Source organism: Vibrio sp. PID23_8, assembly GCF_003584965.1.
Lineage (GTDB): Bacteria > Pseudomonadota > Gammaproteobacteria > Enterobacterales > Vibrionaceae > Vibrio.
Genome location: NZ_LIXE01000019.1, coordinates 26,053 through 44,417, shown reverse-complemented (window position 1 = coordinate 44,417; position 18,365 = coordinate 26,053). Strand labels below are relative to the sequence as shown.

14 protein-coding genes and 4 pseudogenes are annotated in these 18,365 nt (G+C 43.2%); 11 read left to right on the top strand and 7 right to left on the bottom strand.

Annotated features, from left to right (window positions below):
• Positions 1 to 593 precede the first annotated feature (593 nt).
• Both AK966_RS18740 and AK966_RS18735 read right to left on the bottom strand, forming a co-directional pair.
• Positions 594 to 732, bottom strand: a pseudogene (locus AK966_RS18740) (IS110 family transposase); the annotation flags it as partial.
• 164 nt (positions 733 to 896) lie between these two features.
• Entirely contained in the window at positions 897 to 1,985 is a 1,089-nt protein-coding gene (locus AK966_RS18735) for a glycosyltransferase family 9 protein (protein WP_182852753.1), read from the bottom strand.
• A gap of 198 nt (positions 1,986 to 2,183) precedes the next feature.
• On the opposite strand from AK966_RS18735, the pseudogene AK966_RS20365 reads away from it, so the two are divergent.
• From AK966_RS20365 to AK966_RS18705, 6 genes and pseudogenes are all read left to right on the top strand, one after another.
• Positions 2,184 to 2,446, top strand: a pseudogene (locus AK966_RS20365) (dihydroorotate dehydrogenase); the annotation flags it as partial.
• Positions 2,447 to 2,584: 138 nt separating this feature from the next.
• A pseudogene (locus tag AK966_RS18725) lies at positions 2,585 to 2,827 on the top strand (response regulator); the annotation flags it as partial.
• Positions 2,828 to 3,440: 613 nt separating this feature from the next.
• The gene (locus tag AK966_RS18720; protein ID WP_119464692.1) at positions 3,441 to 4,652 is read left to right on the top strand and encodes an HD-GYP domain-containing protein; all 1,212 of its coding nucleotides are present in this window, start codon (positions 3,441 to 3,443) and stop codon (positions 4,650 to 4,652) included.
• A gap of 221 nt (positions 4,653 to 4,873) precedes the next feature.
• The gene (locus AK966_RS18715) at positions 4,874 to 5,500 is read left to right on the top strand and encodes a LysE family translocator (protein ID WP_099078146.1); all 627 of its coding nucleotides are present in this window, start codon (positions 4,874 to 4,876) and stop codon (positions 5,498 to 5,500) included.
• Positions 5,501 to 5,690: 190 nt separating this feature from the next.
• Positions 5,691 to 7,235 carry a YjjI family glycine radical enzyme gene (locus AK966_RS18710; RefSeq protein ID WP_099078134.1) on the top strand — a complete coding sequence of 515 codons (1,545 nt, stop codon included), beginning with the start codon at positions 5,691 to 5,693 and terminating at the stop codon, positions 7,233 to 7,235.
• Positions 7,236 to 7,256: 21 nt separating this feature from the next.
• On the top strand, positions 7,257 to 8,162 hold the full coding sequence (locus tag AK966_RS18705; protein ID WP_119464691.1) for a YjjW family glycine radical enzyme activase: 906 nt from the start codon (positions 7,257 to 7,259) through the stop codon (positions 8,160 to 8,162).
• A gap of 3 nt (positions 8,163 to 8,165) precedes the next feature.
• Here the strand turns inward: AK966_RS18705 and AK966_RS18700 are convergent, their stop codons facing one another.
• Complete coding sequence (locus tag AK966_RS18700; protein ID WP_119464690.1) at positions 8,166 to 9,116, bottom strand: LysR family transcriptional regulator; 951 nt, start codon at positions 9,114 to 9,116, stop codon at positions 8,166 to 8,168.
• Positions 9,117 to 9,272: 156 nt separating this feature from the next.
• Here AK966_RS18700 and AK966_RS18695 point away from each other — a divergent pair.
• The 4 genes and pseudogenes from AK966_RS18695 to AK966_RS18680 all read left to right on the top strand — a co-directional run.
• A pseudogene (locus AK966_RS18695) lies at positions 9,273 to 9,557 on the top strand (iron-containing alcohol dehydrogenase); the annotation flags it as partial.
• 229 nt (positions 9,558 to 9,786) lie between these two features.
• Positions 9,787 to 10,992 carry an aromatic amino acid transport family protein gene (locus AK966_RS18690; RefSeq protein WP_119464689.1) on the top strand — a complete coding sequence of 402 codons (1,206 nt, stop codon included), beginning with the start codon at positions 9,787 to 9,789 and terminating at the stop codon, positions 10,990 to 10,992.
• A 240-nt stretch (positions 10,993 to 11,232) separates the two neighbouring features.
• Complete coding sequence (locus AK966_RS18685) at positions 11,233 to 12,357, top strand: HD-GYP domain-containing protein (protein ID WP_099078130.1); 1,125 nt, start codon at positions 11,233 to 11,235, stop codon at positions 12,355 to 12,357.
• Between the two features lie 88 nt (positions 12,358 to 12,445).
• Positions 12,446 to 12,655 (top strand): hypothetical protein, encoded by a 210-nt coding sequence (locus tag AK966_RS18680; RefSeq protein ID WP_119464688.1) that lies wholly within the window; start codon positions 12,446 to 12,448, stop codon positions 12,653 to 12,655.
• Positions 12,656 to 12,752: 97 nt separating this feature from the next.
• Here AK966_RS18680 and AK966_RS18675 read toward each other — a convergent pair whose 3' ends face one another.
• From AK966_RS18675 to AK966_RS18660, 4 genes are all read right to left on the bottom strand, one after another.
• Positions 12,753 to 13,301 carry a hypothetical protein gene (locus tag AK966_RS18675; RefSeq protein WP_099078128.1) on the bottom strand — a complete coding sequence of 183 codons (549 nt, stop codon included), beginning with the start codon at positions 13,299 to 13,301 and terminating at the stop codon, positions 12,753 to 12,755.
• A 246-nt stretch (positions 13,302 to 13,547) separates the two neighbouring features.
• The gene (locus AK966_RS18670) at positions 13,548 to 15,326 is read right to left on the bottom strand and encodes an ABC transporter transmembrane domain-containing protein (protein WP_119464687.1); all 1,779 of its coding nucleotides are present in this window, start codon (positions 15,324 to 15,326) and stop codon (positions 13,548 to 13,550) included.
• Between the two features lie 3 nt (positions 15,327 to 15,329).
• Positions 15,330 to 17,069, bottom strand: coding sequence for an ABC transporter transmembrane domain-containing protein (locus AK966_RS18665; RefSeq protein ID WP_119464686.1), 1,740 nt, complete (start codon positions 17,067 to 17,069; stop codon positions 15,330 to 15,332).
• 288 nt (positions 17,070 to 17,357) lie between these two features.
• Positions 17,358 to 18,044, bottom strand: coding sequence for a DNA-3-methyladenine glycosylase I (locus AK966_RS18660; RefSeq protein WP_119464685.1), 687 nt, complete (start codon positions 18,042 to 18,044; stop codon positions 17,358 to 17,360).
• Between the two features lie 79 nt (positions 18,045 to 18,123).
• Between AK966_RS18660 and AK966_RS18655 the strand changes: the two genes are divergently transcribed.
• Complete coding sequence (locus tag AK966_RS18655) at positions 18,124 to 18,318, top strand: hypothetical protein (protein ID WP_172438045.1); 195 nt, start codon at positions 18,124 to 18,126, stop codon at positions 18,316 to 18,318.
• Positions 18,319 to 18,365 lie beyond the last annotated feature (47 nt).

Here is an 18,365-nt window from a genome sequence, read left to right as displayed (position 1 = left end):
CCAGCGTTTAAACGAACTACTACATGGAAAGCTTTAGTTGCAGCTAAAGCCTGGGTCTCACATTACCCGAAACTGGTCGATTTAGAGGGATAATTTCCCATACAAGCATTTAAGAGTGACTCTCAATGCTTGGCGTTTTCGGCTTATTTTAAGTTAAATATTTATGTAACAATGACTTAGATAGGATGATTGGCGTTGCTCACTACTTAACAAGGCGTTATTACGATATTGGAAAAGTGAACTACATATAGAGTATTTGGACGATTGGTTTGGCTTAGGGAAGGGAATATGTATGAATGATAAGTATTTTACGTACTGGAGCAAGGTTAGAAAACAGGGCTTTCTCGTCTGGGCTATAAAAAGTACTGCGGTAATGGCAGTTGCCTTTATAGTGTTTAACATCTTGATTAACTACCCGTCATCAGATGTAGAAAGCGTGTTAATGTACGTAAAAGCTAATGTCGTACAATACTCGCTCTTTCCTTGTTTAATGTTTTTCGTTAACTGGGGTATTTGGTTACATAGAGAAAGCAAGTTTAAGGCTGAGTTACAGCGAAGGAATGTCGAATAACAAGAGACTATGGCGTCAATAGTTAATTTTTGGCGCTATCTTTATCCCACATTACACCGTCTCTTAACATTGAATTTAGTATCACAACCATCTTTCTCATGCAGGCAACGATAGCCACTTTTTAGGTTTCCTACCGCAAGTAATCGTTCATATGTGGCTTTGATTGCTAGAAGAAATGATCTTGTGAAGTTTAAGGTGCTAGAGAGTTTGAATCAGCCTCAAAATGAGGCTGAAAACTGTCAAGGATATTGGGGGCAGTCCACTTAGAACTTGAATCCAAGATGGCTAATTGTCCAGGCCCAAGTGCGCACAAGGTAGCATTACGTTATATTCTCACATCGCTGGCTATATAATCATCGTTCGTCATACCTAACGCTTGTGTTACATCAAATCCGTCGATGTCAGTTATGCAAACACTCTGCTTATTTAATAAGCCAAATGTTATCGTATCCGTTTTATTATAAAGTCCAATGCACCGAGCATTAGCTGCATCAGCAAGATGAAGCGGCCCTGTATCACAGCAAATAAAGGCATCCACATTAGTTAAAAAACTAGCAAGATGTCGTATATTAGGTGAATAAAACGTATTTACCTTGTTAATTAAAGGCTCTGGTATGTCTGGACTTAAAACTTCCACCCATTCAATGCTTTCAACAACCTCAGATTCAATACGTTCAATTAACTTACGCCAGTAAGATTCAGGGAGTAATTTATCTCCTCTAGCCCCACGAAAATAAGCGATATGTACAGTTTTTTCTGAAGACTTAATTTGATTAAACTCATTCTTACCAGCGATCAGTTCTTCTGAACTCAACTCAATAGTATGATTAACAGGATGCAATGCAAAACCAGCTTTTGGTAACAAGTAGAGGCTCGTTAGGGCAGAATGTTTCTTTTCATCTGAACCCTCAAATGTATGAGTAAAAGCATTGCTTTTCGTTTTACTTGCCCTACCAATTTTGTTGATAGCTGGAACTATAGCGCAAATGGCAGCATCTTCTGACGAACTATACGGGGAAAAAATAATATCAAACGTTGTTTTTTTTAACTTTCGAATCAAACTGAGGCTTTGGATACTATGCTTAAAACTCAATCGGCTATAACAAATCTCATCAACATCTAAGTTGGTGAATATCTGCCCTAAGAATTCATTGTGTAGCATTAATGTAATATGTGCATCAGGAAAGATTTCTCTTACTTGGCGAACAAAAGGGACTAGAAATAATGCATTACCAATTCGAGTGTTATTGCGCAAAATCAAAATACGTTTGACTTCTGATACTGGTAATAGCTCAGACTGACAATAGCGGTTATTTCTAATAAGCTTATGAAAGAACCCCTCCAGCTTTTCCATTTTTGATTTGCGGTATTTATCAAATCTTCGTAAAAAATTTTTTATAGTAACGCCCTTCACAAGCAACTCCATTTACCATTTAAAAATAATCAGATGATACAATGCTGATCTAAACCTTCAAAGACTTTCTCAAAAAAAATGGCGTTCATTAATCCCTTTATGGTCAATCAGTCAGTTAGCTATCAAAATAAACAGCACAAACAGCACAAAAAAACCATCAAAGGATCATGGTCGTTATTTGAACACTTGTCTAAGCTTAACCCAAAATACGTCATGTTAGGCTTAATGCTGATCACTGCGATTTTCTCGATGTTCATGTCTTACATGGCAACAATAGCGATGATGCGTTCGATCTTAACGCCTATTATCGCGGTTTTTGGCGTGCCATTTGTGGTCGTGATCATAACATTAATTTGGTTATTAATCGGCTCGCTTTACAAAGCAGAACAAACCAAAGTTGATCCACATTAAGATTAAATTACTGAAAAAACAAAGAAATCATTGTGAATATTACGTTTGCTGATGGCTAATGTTATGTCTCAGACTGCGACAGCAAACTTGCTGATGCCAATCATGGCGGCACTGGGTACGTCAATGGCACACTGTCTCTTTTGGGCTAGGGCTGTCAATAGTGAAGCGGATTGCTGAACGAGATATCCCAAGACAGCCGCTTTCTACGTACTAGCAAAGTTCTGTTCACTGGACAGGCCATTCATACTGATATCATAAATCCTATCGACTTAGCGGGCATTGATCGATATGTTGAAAAGCCTTGGCAGGCTGGCCAATTAGTAGAGTGGGTGCGGAATTTGGTGACGAAATACATATTTGAGATGGGGTTGGATTACACTCAATATCATGCTCACCTCGAGCAAAATGTCGTGTTTGATCATCTTCGCTAATGTGCGCTTCCTTGGCAACGGTTCGTAATATGCCTTTTGCCGAGGGAGATGTTGATTGAACAGCTTAATGTATAACAACTGGCACTTATCATTGAACGTGATTTAGAGAACCGAGTTTAGCCATTGTTTTAGGTTTACTTCGAGAACCGGAAGAGACTCATGATTATACTCGGAGACAGCTACATTCACCTTGATGGTCTAGATATTTCTCCACATCGTAATCTCCTTGAGGAACGAATAACATAATCGATCCAAGCGTAAATGACATATTTATACAGTGTGCCATTGGGTACGGTCTATTATGAGATTCACGTTTTCAAGTGTTATAAATAGTTGTTATAGCGCAATGGATTTGATTTTCTGCGTTTTTAAGTGCATTCAGCATTAGATACTATTTATTCAAAGTTGTTGTTGATTTGTGCCACAAAATTTTGAAAATTCATGCGGGTTAATGTGTGCTGAGTCTAAGTCCTTAAGAATAAAAGGGACAAGTGGTACGTAATTTGCCCAATATTTGATTGAAGGCGCATAAATTTCAAATTTTTGTAACAGTGAATAGTCTTATCTCTTATAATCCATTTTTATTATTTTAGCGTTTAATGAAAATGCCGGCATGCAGTACAAAACAGAAGAATCGATAAAAATAGCGATCGCAGATTTGAGTATTGGCATGTTCGTCACCTCGATCCAACAGAGCAAGCGAGTCAACTTAGCGAATGCTGGCCGCGTCTCCTCATTACAAGGTATTCAAAAGTTAAAATCGGGCGGCATTAAGTACGTTTGGGTTGATCAAAAACTCTCTGCCCAAGGGTGCGTGTTTAAACCCGTCGAAGAAGAGCACGATGTGATACTGGGTGCATCAGAAGTCATCGCCACCTCAAAAATTAAGCGTGCGTTTCGTTCTCGTGAAGCTCAGCATAAGCGTGCCAAAAAACTCATTGCAGAGGCTAAGGGGTTAGCACAAAAACTGCTCAATCAGACGTTTGAAGGCAAGCTTATTGAAGTCGATGAGATTGAATCGTGGGCTGACGACATGATTGACAGCGTGTTTATCGATTCGGATGCACTTCAATGTGTTTCCGCACTGCGCAAAAAAGATTCTTACTTGCTTGAGCACTCAGTGAATGTGGCTTGTCTGCTGGTTACATTTGGTAAGCATCTAGGATTGGATAAAGATACCTTAAAACAGCTGGCCGTTGGTGGGATTATTCATGATATCGGCAAGATAAAAATTGATGATGAGATTTTGCATAAACCTGCTCGGTTAACGCCAGAAGAATTTGAGCACATGAAGCTGCACCAGGTGTATGCGAGAAAAATAATACTTGGGGTTAAAGGGGTGAGCGAAATCAGTCGTGATGTTTGCTTAATGCACCATGAAAAACTGGATGGCAAAGGTTATCCACGTGGCCTAGCTGGTGAGCAAATCCCTGTTCATGGGCGAATGAGTTGTATTGTCGATATTTACGATGCATTAACAGCGGAGCGAGTTTACAAGAAAGGGATGAGTTCTGCGGAAGCGTTCAAAATCCTGTTAAGTCTTACGCCATTTCATCTCGATGCGGATCTTGTCTATAAGTTTATTAATTGTATTGGTATGTATCCCGTCGGCTCCATTGTCCAACTTAACGATGGTCGAGTGGGTATCGTCTGGACGTCAAATTCATTACAGCCACTAAAGCCAATTATTAAGTGTTTCTATTCTCGCAAGTTTAACCGTTATATTGATGTTGCGATGGTGGATTTGAAAAACAGTGCCTATGCGATCGAAAAAGCAATCGCCCCATCCACGTTAGAAGTTGATCCCCAACCTTTTTATGATTGAGTTATGAAGGGCTAACTTATCTCTTTACATGGTTGCATAATGTCAGTATTTTTAGTGCATAACTAATCGCATTGTAACTGCACTGGTTAGGCGCGATTACTCCAGATTACTAGCGTTAAGTTTGTTGATTGCTCTGCGTTTAAGGACAGAAAAATGGTCGTACTTAGAGGTTAGTAACCGTAACTTGAGTACAGTACATAACGGATTGGAAGGGAATGCCAATGCAACTGGATACATGGATTTATTACACGCTAGCCATATTGGTTCTTACTGCCTCTCCGGGTCCTAGTTCACTACTTTGTCTGAGCAAAGGGGTCAGTAGCGGATTTCGCTATGCTTTTGCGACCGCTCTTGGCAGTTTGATCGCAATTACTATCATCCTTACCTTATCTTTTACTGGCCTCGGCGTCGTAATCGCTTCTTCGGAGTTGGCCTTTAACATCATCAAATGGTGTGGCGCTGCGTATCTTATTTGGCTTGGTATCCAAGCACTGCGCTCAAAACAAACTGACTTCTCGCAAGCGCAACCTGAGCGATCTTCTTCAAATTACTTAAGCGCGTTTACCAGTGGTTTTATTGTTGGTTCGAGTAACCCAAAAGCCATCGTTTTTTTCACTGCGCTGTTTCCTCAGTTCATCGACCCTTCTGCATCGTTAATCACACAGTACATTGTCTTTGCCAGTACCTTTGTAGTGTTCGAACTGAGTTGGTTGACCTTCTATGGTTTGCTAGGGGTGAGAACATCGGATTGGCTATTTGCGAAAGGACGAGCGAAGTTATTCAATCGCCTGACGGGGGGTGTCTTCATCAGTGCGGGCGTGATGCTGTCGACAGCGCATCGAAGCTAAAAGAAGTATAATTTAGCTAACGCATTCAGTCTTAGCCAAATTAGGAAGTTGTTATTTCCAAAATGGAAATTACCCGTTTTGTTTTTTTCATTAGTGGCAAAGACTTCTCAAGCGTAGAATACAAGTCACTCTTTCGAGGTATAGACTTGAAAGGGGGGCATTCGTTGTATTTTCTCCAGGAACATCTTAGATGACTCAAAGCCTTTCCGATCTTCAGCAGCGTTTCCTAGCTATCGCGACAGATAGCAACTTATCTCCAAAACAGAAATCGAACTTTCTTGCTTTGGAAGCTGAAGCGACTATTCCATATATGACTGTCTCTGACGAGGTAAGCCAAGCAATGCAGCAAGGCGTCATATGTGACATGTTTGAAGGTCATGCGCCGTTTAAGCCGCGTTATGTTTTGCCAGATTACGCAAAATTTCTTTCTCAAGGCTCTGAATACTTGGAGTTAGATCCAGCAGAAGATTTTGATGATGCAATCAACATGTTGACCATCATTTACCATCATGTGCCTTCGGTAACTAACATCCCAGTGTACCTTGGTCAACTTGATGATGTGCTTATGCCTTACGTCGGTGGCCTTACTGACGAGCAAGTCTACAAAAAGCTAAAACACTTTTGGGTCATGCTTGATCGCACATTGCCCGATGCGTTTATGCACGTGAACATTGGTCCGACGGACAACATTATTTGTCGTACGATTTTGAAAGTAGACGCTGAGCTAAAACAGATCGCGCCAAACTTAACGTTCATGTACGACGAAGGAGTAACACCAGACGATCTGCTAAAACAAGCAACACAAAACATTTGTGAGTGCAGCAAGCCACACATCGCGAATTACCCAATGCATGCAAACGCGTACGAAGGTGGTCGCTTTGGTATCGTGAGCTGCTACAACTCTCTGCCATTGGCTGGTGGTTCAAACACACTTGTGCGTATGAATCTTAAAGAAGCGGCGAATCGTTCAGACAACTGTGACGATTTCTTCAACAACGTGCTGCCGGAATACCACGGTTTGATGGTTGAGCTCATGGATGCCCGTGCTTCACACCTGCATGAGAAATCTGAGTTCTTTAAAGGCTTCCTAACACAAGAAGGTTTGATTGAAGAGTCTCGTTTTGCGCCAATGTATGGTATTTACGGCATGGCAGAAGCGGTAAACGTATTGCTACAGAAAGAGGGCAATACGAGCCGTTACGGTCAAGATGCAACAGCGAACGAATTGGGCCACGCAATCTCAGCTAAATTGTCGGAGCTAGTAGAAAGTACGCCTGTGAAGTTTGGTTTAGACGGCAAAGCGCTACTGCATGCACAGGGCGGCATTAGCCTTGATTTGGATGTTACTCCGGGCGTTCGTATTCCTTACGGCAACGAGCCGGATCCTGTCTCTTACGTGCAAGCAACGGCAGGGCATCACCAGTACTACCGTTCTGGCATCAGCGACATTTTGACCATCGACGAAACGGTGAAATCAAACCCGGAAGCGATGTTCAACCTTTGTAAAGGCGCGCTCAACGCAGGTTACCGTGAGTTCACGGCAAACGTTGCGTCAAATGACTTGGTTCGCGTAACAGGTTACATGGTGAAGTTGTCTGATATCGCCAAATACGATGCACAAGGTTCACGTACCAATACCACATTCCTAGGTGCAGAAGCGGCGAAGAATACGGGTATTTTAGAACGTTCACCACGTGTGGTGAGCCATGAAATGTCACCGCCTTACGTTAAGTAACGAGTGACAAACAAGAATAAGATGACTAGACGATCGGTAAATCCCTTGGCTAAGGTCACTCGAATCCTTCCGTTTTCTTGTGTTGATGGACCGGGAAACCGTCTAGTCATCTTTCTACAGGGTTGTAACTATCAGTGCATCAACTGCCACAATCCGCACACCATCAATCACTGTGATCATTGTGGTGATTGTGTAAGCGTGTGTCCGGTTGGCGCGCTGAAGTTCGACGAAAGCAACAACGTTGTTTGGCTTAAAGAGGAGTGCACCCACTGCGATCGTTGCACAGAGATATGTCAGCACCAATCAAATCCAAAAATTACTGACTACTCTGTGGAGGCAATGCTCGATTTGATACGCAAACAGCGCTTTTTTATTAGCGGTGTTACTGTATCCGGTGGGGAATCTACCTTACAGCTTCCTTTCATTATTGCGCTGTTTAAAGGGATCAAGCAGGATCCTGAATTGCAGCATCTTACTTGCTTCATCGATAGCAATGGGTCTTTATCAACCTCAGGTTGGGAAAGAGTGTTGCCGTATATGGATGGCGCAATGATTGATCTTAAATCGTGGCAAAGTGAAACGCATCACTGGCTTGTCGGGCGAGATAACCACCGCGTATTCCAGACGATTCAGTATTTAGCAAACGCTGACATGCTGTATGAAGTGCGCTTGCTTCATATACCGGGTAAAAGTGATCTAGATACAGAAATAGCCACTGTTGGGCACTATCTGCAATCGTTGCCGAAATCAGTCAACATTCGTTTGAACGCGTTTCAACATCATGGTGTGACAGGCGAAGCGCTAGAATGGGAGAAATGCTCTAAGGATGAAATGGAACGCTTTCACGCTCAATTAAGTCAGTTTGTCAGCAGACCAATGACTATGCCATCGGTCTACGTGTATCGCAGTAAAGGCAAACAAGTTTAGAACTTAATTCACTCTCGGTTTGCTGCATCCTCCCAAGGTTTCACACGCTTTAAGCACTTGCTGTTGTAGCCACCTCAAAGCGGGATCGTTCAGACTCGCTTTATTCCACACCAAACTGTACGCCACTTGCCCGTACTCGAATGGCAAAGGTCTTTCTACCAAGCTATTCGCTTGCAGTGCCATTTGCGCCCAAAGTTTTGAACAAGTGAATAGATAATCGGAGTGGTGACACATCACTGCTGCGGATCCAAAGTCTGCCACGTGCATCGCGACACTGCGTTTGGCATAGCACTGGGTTAAGTTCTGTTCAAAGTAGGGCTGGGATAAGTCTTTATCGTGAATGCCTATGTGTCTTGCACACAGATAGTTTTCTATCGAAAGCTCTTCTTTTGTCAACGGGTTATTTCTGCCCATCAAACAGATCATTTCATCCTCTAGAATCGTCTGCCATACCAAGTCTTTGCTGTGGGTTGGCGGCTGGCTGATGTCATGCGGCAGAATCAAAAAGTCGACCTGTCCGCGGATCAGAGAATCGAAACTCATTTGCTCTTTCGCATAGACGTTCAATTGCGCTCGGCTGCCCATCTGTTTAGATAGGTTCTGTAGCATAGGCGCGAAGATCTCAAAGGTGCTTTCACGCATTGCCAATGAGAATCGACCTTCATAATAGGTGGGATTAAACGAACCTTGGTAAAGCAAACCGTTCATGCTGGAAAGAATGCCGTGCACCGAAGGGCCTATATTCAAAGCAAACGGAGTCGGGACTAAACGAGTGCCATCGCGGTAAAAAAGGTCGTCTTTCAGAATGTCACGCAATTGACTGAGCGTTTTACTCACGCTAGAAGGGGTCACGCAAAGTTGTTCCGCCGCTTGAGTCACGCTGTGTGTCATGAGTAGCATGTGCAGTACCGTTAGGTGTTTAAGGCTAATGCGTGAGAGTGTTATGTAATCCATTCGCAAGACTAATTCGTGTGATTTTGTTCAGTATATCAGTATGTAATATTTTTTTACTAATCCAGCAGCACGGAAAATCAGGTGTTTCTTTTCGTGTTCTATCTAAAGGTTTGGCTCAACTCGACATACCAACGGATTGAAAGTTGCTGCGTCGGTGGTACCTTTTCCGAAGTAACCATTGCAGCAGTCGTGTCTGACCCTATTACACATCTGAAAACACCCTTAATTGATCCCAAGCTCGTACCTAAGATGGCGGCATTGGATGCAAATCTTCTCATTAGTTTACCGGCTAAGGTCACCGCCGATACTGGTATCGATGCTTTAACTCATGCCTTAGAAGCCTATATTTCACGTAATGCAACGCAAGAAACCCAAGCCTATTCTATCGCTGCTATTAAGCTAATTTTTAAGTACCTGCCATTAGCTGTTGTATCAAGCAGTTGGTATTGAGCAAACAACCGATGCGCTTAATTACTTGCCCAAATCCGGACTTAAAGTAGAGGTGTAAAATTAAATGTACACCACTGCATCTTAATCCTTACACTTTACTTGATCTTATTTGAGAGATCCGACAGAATCAAACTGTATTCCAATAGTGGTATTGGGTTTGGTAGACGGTTTCCTGACCTCATGCTGATTAATCTTATTAGGCTGTAAAGATAAATATACAATGAGTCAATCTAAAGTGTTTGGTAGTGCCCTGATTATTGCTGGGACTACAATTGGTGCTGGAATGCTAGCGCTACCTCTTGCCTCTGCAGGCATTGGTTTTTCCACCTCCCTTATTATTATGTTGAGTTTGTGGGCATTGATGGCGTTTACTGCGCTACTCATGTTGGAATTGCACCAATATGCTGATAGCAATGCGACGTTGCACACGCTGGCAAGAAAAATTCTTGGACAGAAAGGCAAGTGGATTGCGAGTTTCTCGATGTTGTTTTTGTTCTATTCACTGTGCGCCGCTTACATTGCTGGTGGTGGGGCTCAGTTTGGTGACCGACTCACTGATTGGTTTGACTTAGAACTTTCTGGCTCGGCATCAACCATTATTTTTACGCTTATCGTGACGCTTGTAGTGACGGTTGGAACGAGCACGGTTGATAAGGTAAACCGCGTGTTGTTTGGTTTGAAGATGGTAGCCATGATCGCCGTATTGTTTTTCCTTGCCCCAAACGTTACTCAATCGTACCTGCTCAGTATGCCAGTTGAACAAGGTCTTATTGTTGCCGCTATTCCGGTTATCTTTACTTCATTTGGTTTTCACGGAAGTATTCCTGCGATTGTAAATTACCTTGATGGGGATACATCATCACTGCGTAAAGCAATCATGGTTGGTTCAACGATTCCGTTAGTGATTTACATTTTCTGGCAGATTGTGACGCTTGGTGTCGTTAGCCAAAACACGTTGATTGACAATGGTGGATTAAGTGCGCTTATCGGCCAACTATCGCAAACCGTACAACAATCAAATCTAGGCAATGTCGTCGGTGTATTCGCAGACCTTGCATTGTTAACGTCTTTCCTCGGTGTAAGCTTAGGACTGTTTGAGTTCTTGGGGGATACCATTAAAGGCAATAACGAAAAACCTAACCGATTGTTAGCGGCCCTAGTAACATTTACCCCACCACTTGGTTTTGCATTGTTTTATCCGCAAGGCTTCATTATGGCGTTGGGTTACGCTGCAATTGCACTCGCTATCTTAGCGATTTTCTTACCACTAGTGATGGTGATAAAAGTGCGTCGCTCAGATGAATTTAAGGGTGAATACCGCGTTGCGGGTGGCCAAGGAACCTTGGTTGTGACGGGGATTGCAGGTACGGCGATTGTTCTGGCACAAGTTCTTATTACGGTTGGCGTGCTTCCTGCTCTAGGTTAATCATTGGTTGTGATACAAAGTGACGGTCAGTGGGTGAAGGCGCACTGGCCTTTTTAATCTTGATCAAATTATCGTTGAATATTCGGTGAAATAATTGGCGGTGACCTGTTTCTATTTCGTACACTTAAGTTGTGGTATGTCGATAATTTAGGTGGAGAAAAGTCGCTTTAATTACATTTAATCTTCTGAGTTTCATTAGGCTTTTCTTCTAGTTTCTATGCTTGGGTGTGGAGGTGAAGTATGGCACACCGGAGTTTTTACCCGTTTGCAAAACCGCTTAATGAGCAAATGCAAACGTTGAAGATTAGGATGCAGGCACACTTATCCTCTGTTGATAGAGTGTCGTTTGTCAAATACTATCCGCAACACGGTATACTCAAGTCTTTCGCTGAAAGTGAATTCGGCACTTGGCGTTTAGCGCATCATGAAGCGCCACTACGCAAACTTCATCACCTCAGCATTGCTGCTAGTAGCGCGACTCCACGTATTGTCGATGATCTTCATGACATTAACCATTGTCAACGTATTCAAACGCTTCTAAAACGAGGCTATCAATCGTCAGTGGCGATCCCTTGCTATGACCATCAAACTTTTACGGGTTTTGTCTTTCTTAACTCCGTTAAAACCCATGCATTCAGTTTGAATGCGCTCAATAGCCTTAAACCATATTTTGAAATGATTCAGTTTGCGGTGGGATCGGAAGATCATGTGGTGAACAGTATTGAACTTATGGCCGAGCGAATGCAGTGCTTAATGCCCGGTTATTCGCGTGAAGTGTATTCTCATAGTAAGAGGGTGGGCATTTACAGTCAGTTAATTGCCAAATACTTAGCTGATGCCCATGAGTTCAGCGATGAGTTGGTGGAGCAAATCAGCGTATTTGCCCGCTACCATAATTTGAGTGCGATACCGCTTTCTGCTGAAATTGATCATGACCGTTGCCACTTTTCGGATGAACAAGAAGCTTTGTTGCTTGAGCATATTGATCAGTGTATCAAATCTGCAGACAACATCGTTGCACGTATCGGTAATCCTGTTCACCCCGGTGTGAATGTCTTTCGCCAAATAATCACTTATCAATATGAGAACTTAAATGGGTCTGGCTACCCATTTGGGTTGAAAGGTTCAAGCATTCCAATCGCTGCACAAATAGTGGCGGTCGCTAATGCGTTTGATGTGATGACTACCCACCATCCGTATCGGCAAGCTTGGTCAGTGACTTATGCGCTGCTAGAGTTAGAGAAGCAAGTTTATCAGGGCCTATTCTCGAGAGAGTGCGTAAATGCTTTAAGAGAGCATCAAAACTACATAAAACAAGTCATCAACAAATACCCGGAGCATTGTACGGGGATAGGTTTGATGTAAAAGCAACGATTAGACGTTAAACCTTGACGTGGAGGAAATGATAAATAATACTGTTTTTATATACAGTAATTAGGTTTGGAGGTGAAGTATGCTGTGGGAAACCCTTGAACGAGTAAACCGCCTGCGCCAACAAGCATTGGCAAACTCTGATTTCGTCGAGTCTGCAAAGGAGCACGAAGAAGCTTTGCATGACCAAGAGTATCATTATCAGCCGAAGAAAAAGCGTTCAGTTAAAGGCAAGCAGTCGTTAGCTGATATCTATAAAGAAGTCGATTTTAGTGGAGATGCGCGTCATTAAGCCTTCGAATTCGCTGCGGCTAGTTTATTCTTTAATGCCACAGCTTCACTTATTTATACCCAAGCATCTTGAGGTTACTTGGGTATAAGATGCAATATCAGAAGTTCGCTTTTCGAACATAGTGCGGATTTTTGTATTTCTTTTCTGGACCAAAGGCAGAGATAACGAGTTTGTTCCAGAGTGCCTTATCGAATTTTCCTTTTTCTATCGAAGGGTAAAGCGTTTCTTCTTCTTCCCTTGCTAAGCTCATGTACTGTTTTTTCTTGATTTGATTATATTTTTTTGCGATTTGATTGTGTTTGCGTAACCACTCAAGTTTATATTCACGCAGTACTTTTTCGCCAGCTTCTGCATCCATACGAGAAAGGAACAATCGTTTGTATGAGACCTTTCTGTCCAACATGGTACGCATTACCGTCTGAATATATTTACCATGGTGTGTGATGGTGATGTCGCTTTCATCAACAGGCGTAATACACCAGCCTTTTGGTAAAAAGGTGGGTTGCTTAAACTGCTTATTACGTTCCATGAGCACCTGATGAAGAACCAAATCAGATGTGCCGCGGAAAGTTTTTTGCCATTTACCGATTCGAATCTGCAGCGAACCGGGCAAGCGATAGATATTTGTAAATTTATCTTGGTCCATGGACTCTAATCATGAAATTACTTAGTAACATTGGGAATGTGCAGACGCCAACCGAACAACATCGTGCTGTGACAATACTGTTTATAAAGGGTTAGGTTGCTGTATTTGACGATTTTACAACGACCTCGCAAAGAATAGCGAGGGTTTATGTCAATATTAACCAAGAAATATAAGAAATGTGTAAATTATGAAGATAGTTGGTGCACATGAGATGATGTGCACCATAACGCTGCCTAACCGTTGAGATCAAATGGCCTCTTCAAACTGTTTCTCTTCCAGTTCCTCAATTTCTTGGATGTGTCGATTCGCCTGCTGAAGTTGATACATTCTTGCATAACGCCCATTTTGTTTAAGAAGTGCGCTGTGTGTGCCGCTTTCTACTAGATCACCATGATGCAGTACGATGATTTGGTCTGCGTTCAAAATGGTCGAGAGGCGATGCGCAATGACGACCAGAGTCATGTCTTTACGCAGTACTTCTAAGCTTTTTTGGATCAGAGCCTCTGTACCAGAATCTATGTTTGCCGTAGCCTCGTCTAAGATGAGTATTTTTGGCTTTGCCACTAATACGCGTGCGAGGGCGAGCAGCTGTTTTTGACCAGCAGATAAGTTGGTTTCACCTTGGCCAAGTTGAGTATCTAACCCACGCGGGTAGCGGTGAATTTGTTCGGCTAGACCGACCTTCTCTAATGCATCCCAAACTTGTTCGTCCGTAACACTTCGGCCTAAGCAGATATTTTCTTTTACACATGCAGGCAGAATATGTGGGTCTTGTTGAACCATGGCGATATCTTTTCTGAGCACCTCTTTACCTAATGACTTCAACGGACGGCCATCGACTAACAGTGCTCCAATCTCTGTTGGATAAAACCCCATTAACAGAGAAGCGAGGGTACTTTTCCCGCTGCCAGTATGACCCACTAGGGCGACGAAGTCCTGATGTTCCGCCTGCAACGAAATTTTATTGAGCACATTTTGCTGTCCATCGTAGCTAAATGTGAGCTGCTCAAGCTTAATCGACCCCGTTTTTAGCGGAGCATGATCCGCGCCATAAGTTTGCTCTTTGGCGTCCATTAACTCAAATACGCGTTCACTCGAAACGAGCGCTTGCTGCAACAGAGCCAGTTGTTGAGTCATCTCGATGAGGGGTTCAGTTACCCTTGCAAGATAGCTAATAAAGGCATAAAGAACACCAACCCCGATCACTTCAACACCGTTGAAACCGAAGATGGCGACAAGCGACAGCAGGGCGATACCAGCGAGCATATCCATAAGTGGACGCAGTAAGTACCCATTTAAGCGAATGACTCTTTTTGACGCAACCAAGTGTTCAGCGGTTAACTCGTTAAACTGTTTGTTAAAACGGTCTTCTTGCTGCATAAGCTGAATGACACTCATCCCTTGAATCGATTCGCTAAGGTTAGCGTTGATGTCAGACAGCAAGTCACGCATGCAACGATACGTCTCTGTGCTAAGACGTTTAAATAGATACATGAAACCGACAACAATCGGCAGTAATAGGACGACGACCAACGCCAACTTCCAGCTCATGTAAAACATGACGCCCAACATGGCCATGATCATGACCAAGTTCTTGATCACGGTTGCTATGAGTAACTCATAAAATTGCTGTAATGATTCCGTATCGTTAGTAATACGGGAGACCAGCTTCCCTGCTGGTGTGTAGTCAAATTCGGAAAGGGGTTGGTTGATAACACCAAAAAACACTTGCTTACGAATCGTTTTGATGGTGTTAGTCGCAACGATACTAAATTGCAGCGATTGCAGATATTGGAACGTGGCTGAGATAAGCTGTAATGAGATATAGCCCACCGCTAAAGGTATCAGCACGTTGGTCGAGTAGTCGCCCTTAGTAATGTGTTCATCAATAAAATATTGAATTAGCCATGGGCCACCAGCATTTGCTATTGCTGCAATAAACAGCAGTGCAAGACCTTGTATCATTGGTTTCGGCTGTGACAGCGGGTAAGACAATAACCGCTTGAAAATCGTACTCTGTTTCAAAAGTTAGTCCTCCATTGCTTGTTCAAGTTTCTGATATCGATACATTTCTGAATACCAGCCATACTGTTGCAGCAATGCATGATGCTGACCCCGTTCGGCGATGTGTCCATGATTGAGGACAATGATTTCTTCGGCAGCTTCGAGCGCAGTAAGGCGATGAGCAATGACTATCAACGCTTGTTCCCGATAGTGCGTTTCTAGATTTTTGAGGATTTGGTGCTCTGTTCGTCCATCAACAGCAGACAAGGCATCATCTAAAACCAGCACTTGAGCATTGAGTAGCATTGCACGTGCAATGGCAATTCGTTGCTTTTGGCCGCCTGAGAGTGTGATGCCTTTTTCACCTACCTCAGTTTGGTAGCCCTGCGGGAATTTTTCGATATCATCATGGATACAGGCCAGTTTGGCAGCGCGATACACGTCGGCCTGCGAAGCCGATGGATCACCTAACGCGATATTGTCGTAGATTGATTTTGAAAATAGAAATGGGCTTTGATTCACGACGGCAAAACGGTTGCGCCATTGTGGCAGAATCGCGTTTTTAATGTCGATGTCGCCAAATAAAATGGTACCATTTTCTAGCTCGTGTTGGCGGAGGAGTAAGGCGAGCAAAGTTGACTTACCGCTTCCTACTGGCCCAGCGACACCCAGCATGTGTCCTGGTTGAAGTGTAACGTGAACATCACTGAGAGCTGGGGGTAAATCCGTTGACCAGTGATAGTCGTCAATTTGGATATTTAAAGGCAGAGGTCGGTCTGATAAGGGGATATCGCCACTGACGATGTCGGGCTTTTCATCGAAAACTTCTTGTAAACGATTCCAGGCTGCTGAGCCTCGTTCAAGGATATTAAATAGGAATGCAAACGCGAGCATTGGCCAGATCATCATACCAAGGTACATGGTAAAAGCGGTCAGGTCGCCTAGGGTGATTTCACCTTGTTCGACCAAGTACGCACCCGATGCAATACTTAGAAGAAAGGAGAGCCCAATGGTCAGTTGGATCGCAGGATCAAAGCGTGCATCTGCTCTTGCCACGGCAATATTTTTATCTCCTGTGTCATCAACAACGTCTTCAAAACGTTGTTGTTCGCGAGCTTCCAAACCAAACGCACGCAGCATTCTCACGCCATTTAATGACTCTTGAGTCATATCTGACATGGAAGAAAATGCCTCCTGAGCAACACGGAATCGTTGGTGAAGAATACGAACGATAAAGAAAATAGTGAGCGCTAGAAATGGCATAGGCAACAGCGCCATTAATGTGAGCTTCCAACTTATTTGTGTCACCATTACGATCAAAACGGCAATACCGGTAATCAACGAATCCGCGGCGGTTAGTACGCCTTCTCCTGCAGTCATCACAATATTACGGACATCGTTGGTGCCACGAGCCATAAGGTCGCCGGTTTTAAAACGCTCAAAAAAGCGAGGGGGTTGTGTGGATATATGACGATATAGGCGGTTACGCAAAATGGTACCTAACTCCGAGCTGGCACCAAATAACCAGATTCGCCAAAGAATACGACAGCCATAAACAGTGAAAAATAACACCACCAGACCAAACAACCACAGCAGCAAGGTTGTGGTGTCTAAGGTGTTATCGACAACGCCATCTACGATGATGCCTACGGCTTTCGGGGGGACGAGCTGAAGGGCTGAGATAACAGCGAGTAGAAGAATTGAACCGACATAATGTTTCCATTTAAGTTGGAAATACCAACGAAGCTGCCAGAATATTCTCATAGCGCCTCCTGCGTTAAAGTATTGAATTATAATGGATCTATTATTTATTCTTATGATGACTTTACAAGCGTATTTTTTGTGCAAATTTGAAAACAACAGATTGTGTTGCATTTGTCGCTGTATTGTCGACATGAGAGTTATCTATTGCTGCAACGTATGCATGCAACAATATTATGTGAACGCATTGTTAATGTGTGGAAGGAGGGGGGATGTGATGACAGAGAACACTAAGAAAACTTCAATATGACTTAAAGATTTTCTTAGTGTCAGCTCATGATCGAGGTGTGCTTATACCCGGTTGTCGCCTGTACTAAACGCTATAATTTGGCTGATCTCTGTGAGACTTCTGCCACTTTCTTGTTGCCACTGAACAAACGCTTTGTTAGTCGCATCGAGTGATTTCTTAGTCTCTTTGCCACCTTCAATGATCTTGCAATTACGCAGATAAGCTTCAACGTCGCTAGACAGGATAAAGGTGTCGACGCCCATTTGGCGCAGCGTGTAAGGACCGGTATTGCCACCCAAGCGATTACCGTGTTTCTTCAAATACGTCCACAAGTCGGTTATCTTCTCTTGCGGCCAATCGGACACCATTTTACTGAATGAACCATGCTCGATTCTTGCTTCGTGGATCATACGTGCATTGGCAGGGATTGACATTACTTTGGTCAGATGGCGGATAATGCGTTTGTCCGTTGCTTTGGTTTCCCACTGATCGTCAGACAGCATCAATAGCGGCTCAATTTTAAAGCCGAAAAAGACGTCCTCGAAGTTCTGCCATTTGTTACGAACCACACTCCACGAGATCCCACTTTGGAATACTTTCATCGAAAATGCGGCTAGCCAACGGTCATCTTGAATGGTTGCTAATTCTTCTTTGCTCAGTGGGTGAGACAAAAGCGCTTCAAGTTGGTCTTTACCGCCTTTGCGCTCGGCTGCGCGTTGATAAATGGCGTCAAATTTTTCGATACTCATAAACAAATTCAGTCCATACGATGTTTGCCAAACATACTACGCTTAAGTAGCTGAATCGTAAATTAATGGAGTGTCACAAATGAAGAAGGTCACATTAACGTTTGTTGGAGAAGGTTCGGAGCGCGTGGCGGAGAAATTCTACTCTTGGTTAGCCGATGGCGGCTTGGAAGATAGCTTGATTGAAAACTTGTCGGACCGTGAAGTGTCTGTTGTTGGGATCAGCGATATGGACAACGAAACGCGAGATGTGGTGATTACCACAGAGATGAACTGAATCCATTTATACCGAACAATAAAAATTAAGCCCTTCAATGGAAGGGC

Excerpts from the sequence above, each read along its gene's own strand:
- AK966_RS18680 (WP_119464688.1), top strand. The coding sequence starts at position 12,446 with ATGCTGTGGGAAACCCTTGAACGAGTAAACCGCCTGCGCCAACAAGCA.
- AK966_RS18665 (WP_119464686.1), bottom strand. The coding sequence starts at position 17,069 with ATGAGAATATTCTGGCAGCTTCGTTGGTATTTCCAACTTAAATGGAAA.
- AK966_RS18705 (WP_119464691.1), top strand. The coding sequence starts at position 7,257 with ATGACTAGACGATCGGTAAATCCCTTGGCTAAGGTCACTCGAATCCTT.
- AK966_RS18710 (WP_099078134.1), top strand. The coding sequence starts at position 5,691 with ATGACTCAAAGCCTTTCCGATCTTCAGCAGCGTTTCCTAGCTATCGCG.
- AK966_RS18715 (WP_099078146.1), top strand. The coding sequence starts at position 4,874 with ATGCAACTGGATACATGGATTTATTACACGCTAGCCATATTGGTTCTT.
- AK966_RS18690 (WP_119464689.1), top strand. The coding sequence starts at position 9,787 with ATGAGTCAATCTAAAGTGTTTGGTAGTGCCCTGATTATTGCTGGGACT.
- AK966_RS18700 (WP_119464690.1), bottom strand. The coding sequence starts at position 9,116 with ATGGATTACATAACACTCTCACGCATTAGCCTTAAACACCTAACGGTA.
- AK966_RS18720 (WP_119464692.1), top strand. The coding sequence starts at position 3,441 with ATGCAGTACAAAACAGAAGAATCGATAAAAATAGCGATCGCAGATTTG.
- AK966_RS18675 (WP_099078128.1), bottom strand. The coding sequence starts at position 13,301 with ATGGACCAAGATAAATTTACAAATATCTATCGCTTGCCCGGTTCGCTG.
- AK966_RS18685 (WP_099078130.1), top strand. The coding sequence starts at position 11,233 with ATGGCACACCGGAGTTTTTACCCGTTTGCAAAACCGCTTAATGAGCAA.
- AK966_RS18660 (WP_119464685.1), bottom strand. The coding sequence starts at position 18,044 with ATGAGTATCGAAAAATTTGACGCCATTTATCAACGCGCAGCCGAGCGC.
- AK966_RS18655 (WP_172438045.1), top strand. The coding sequence starts at position 18,124 with ATGAAGAAGGTCACATTAACGTTTGTTGGAGAAGGTTCGGAGCGCGTG.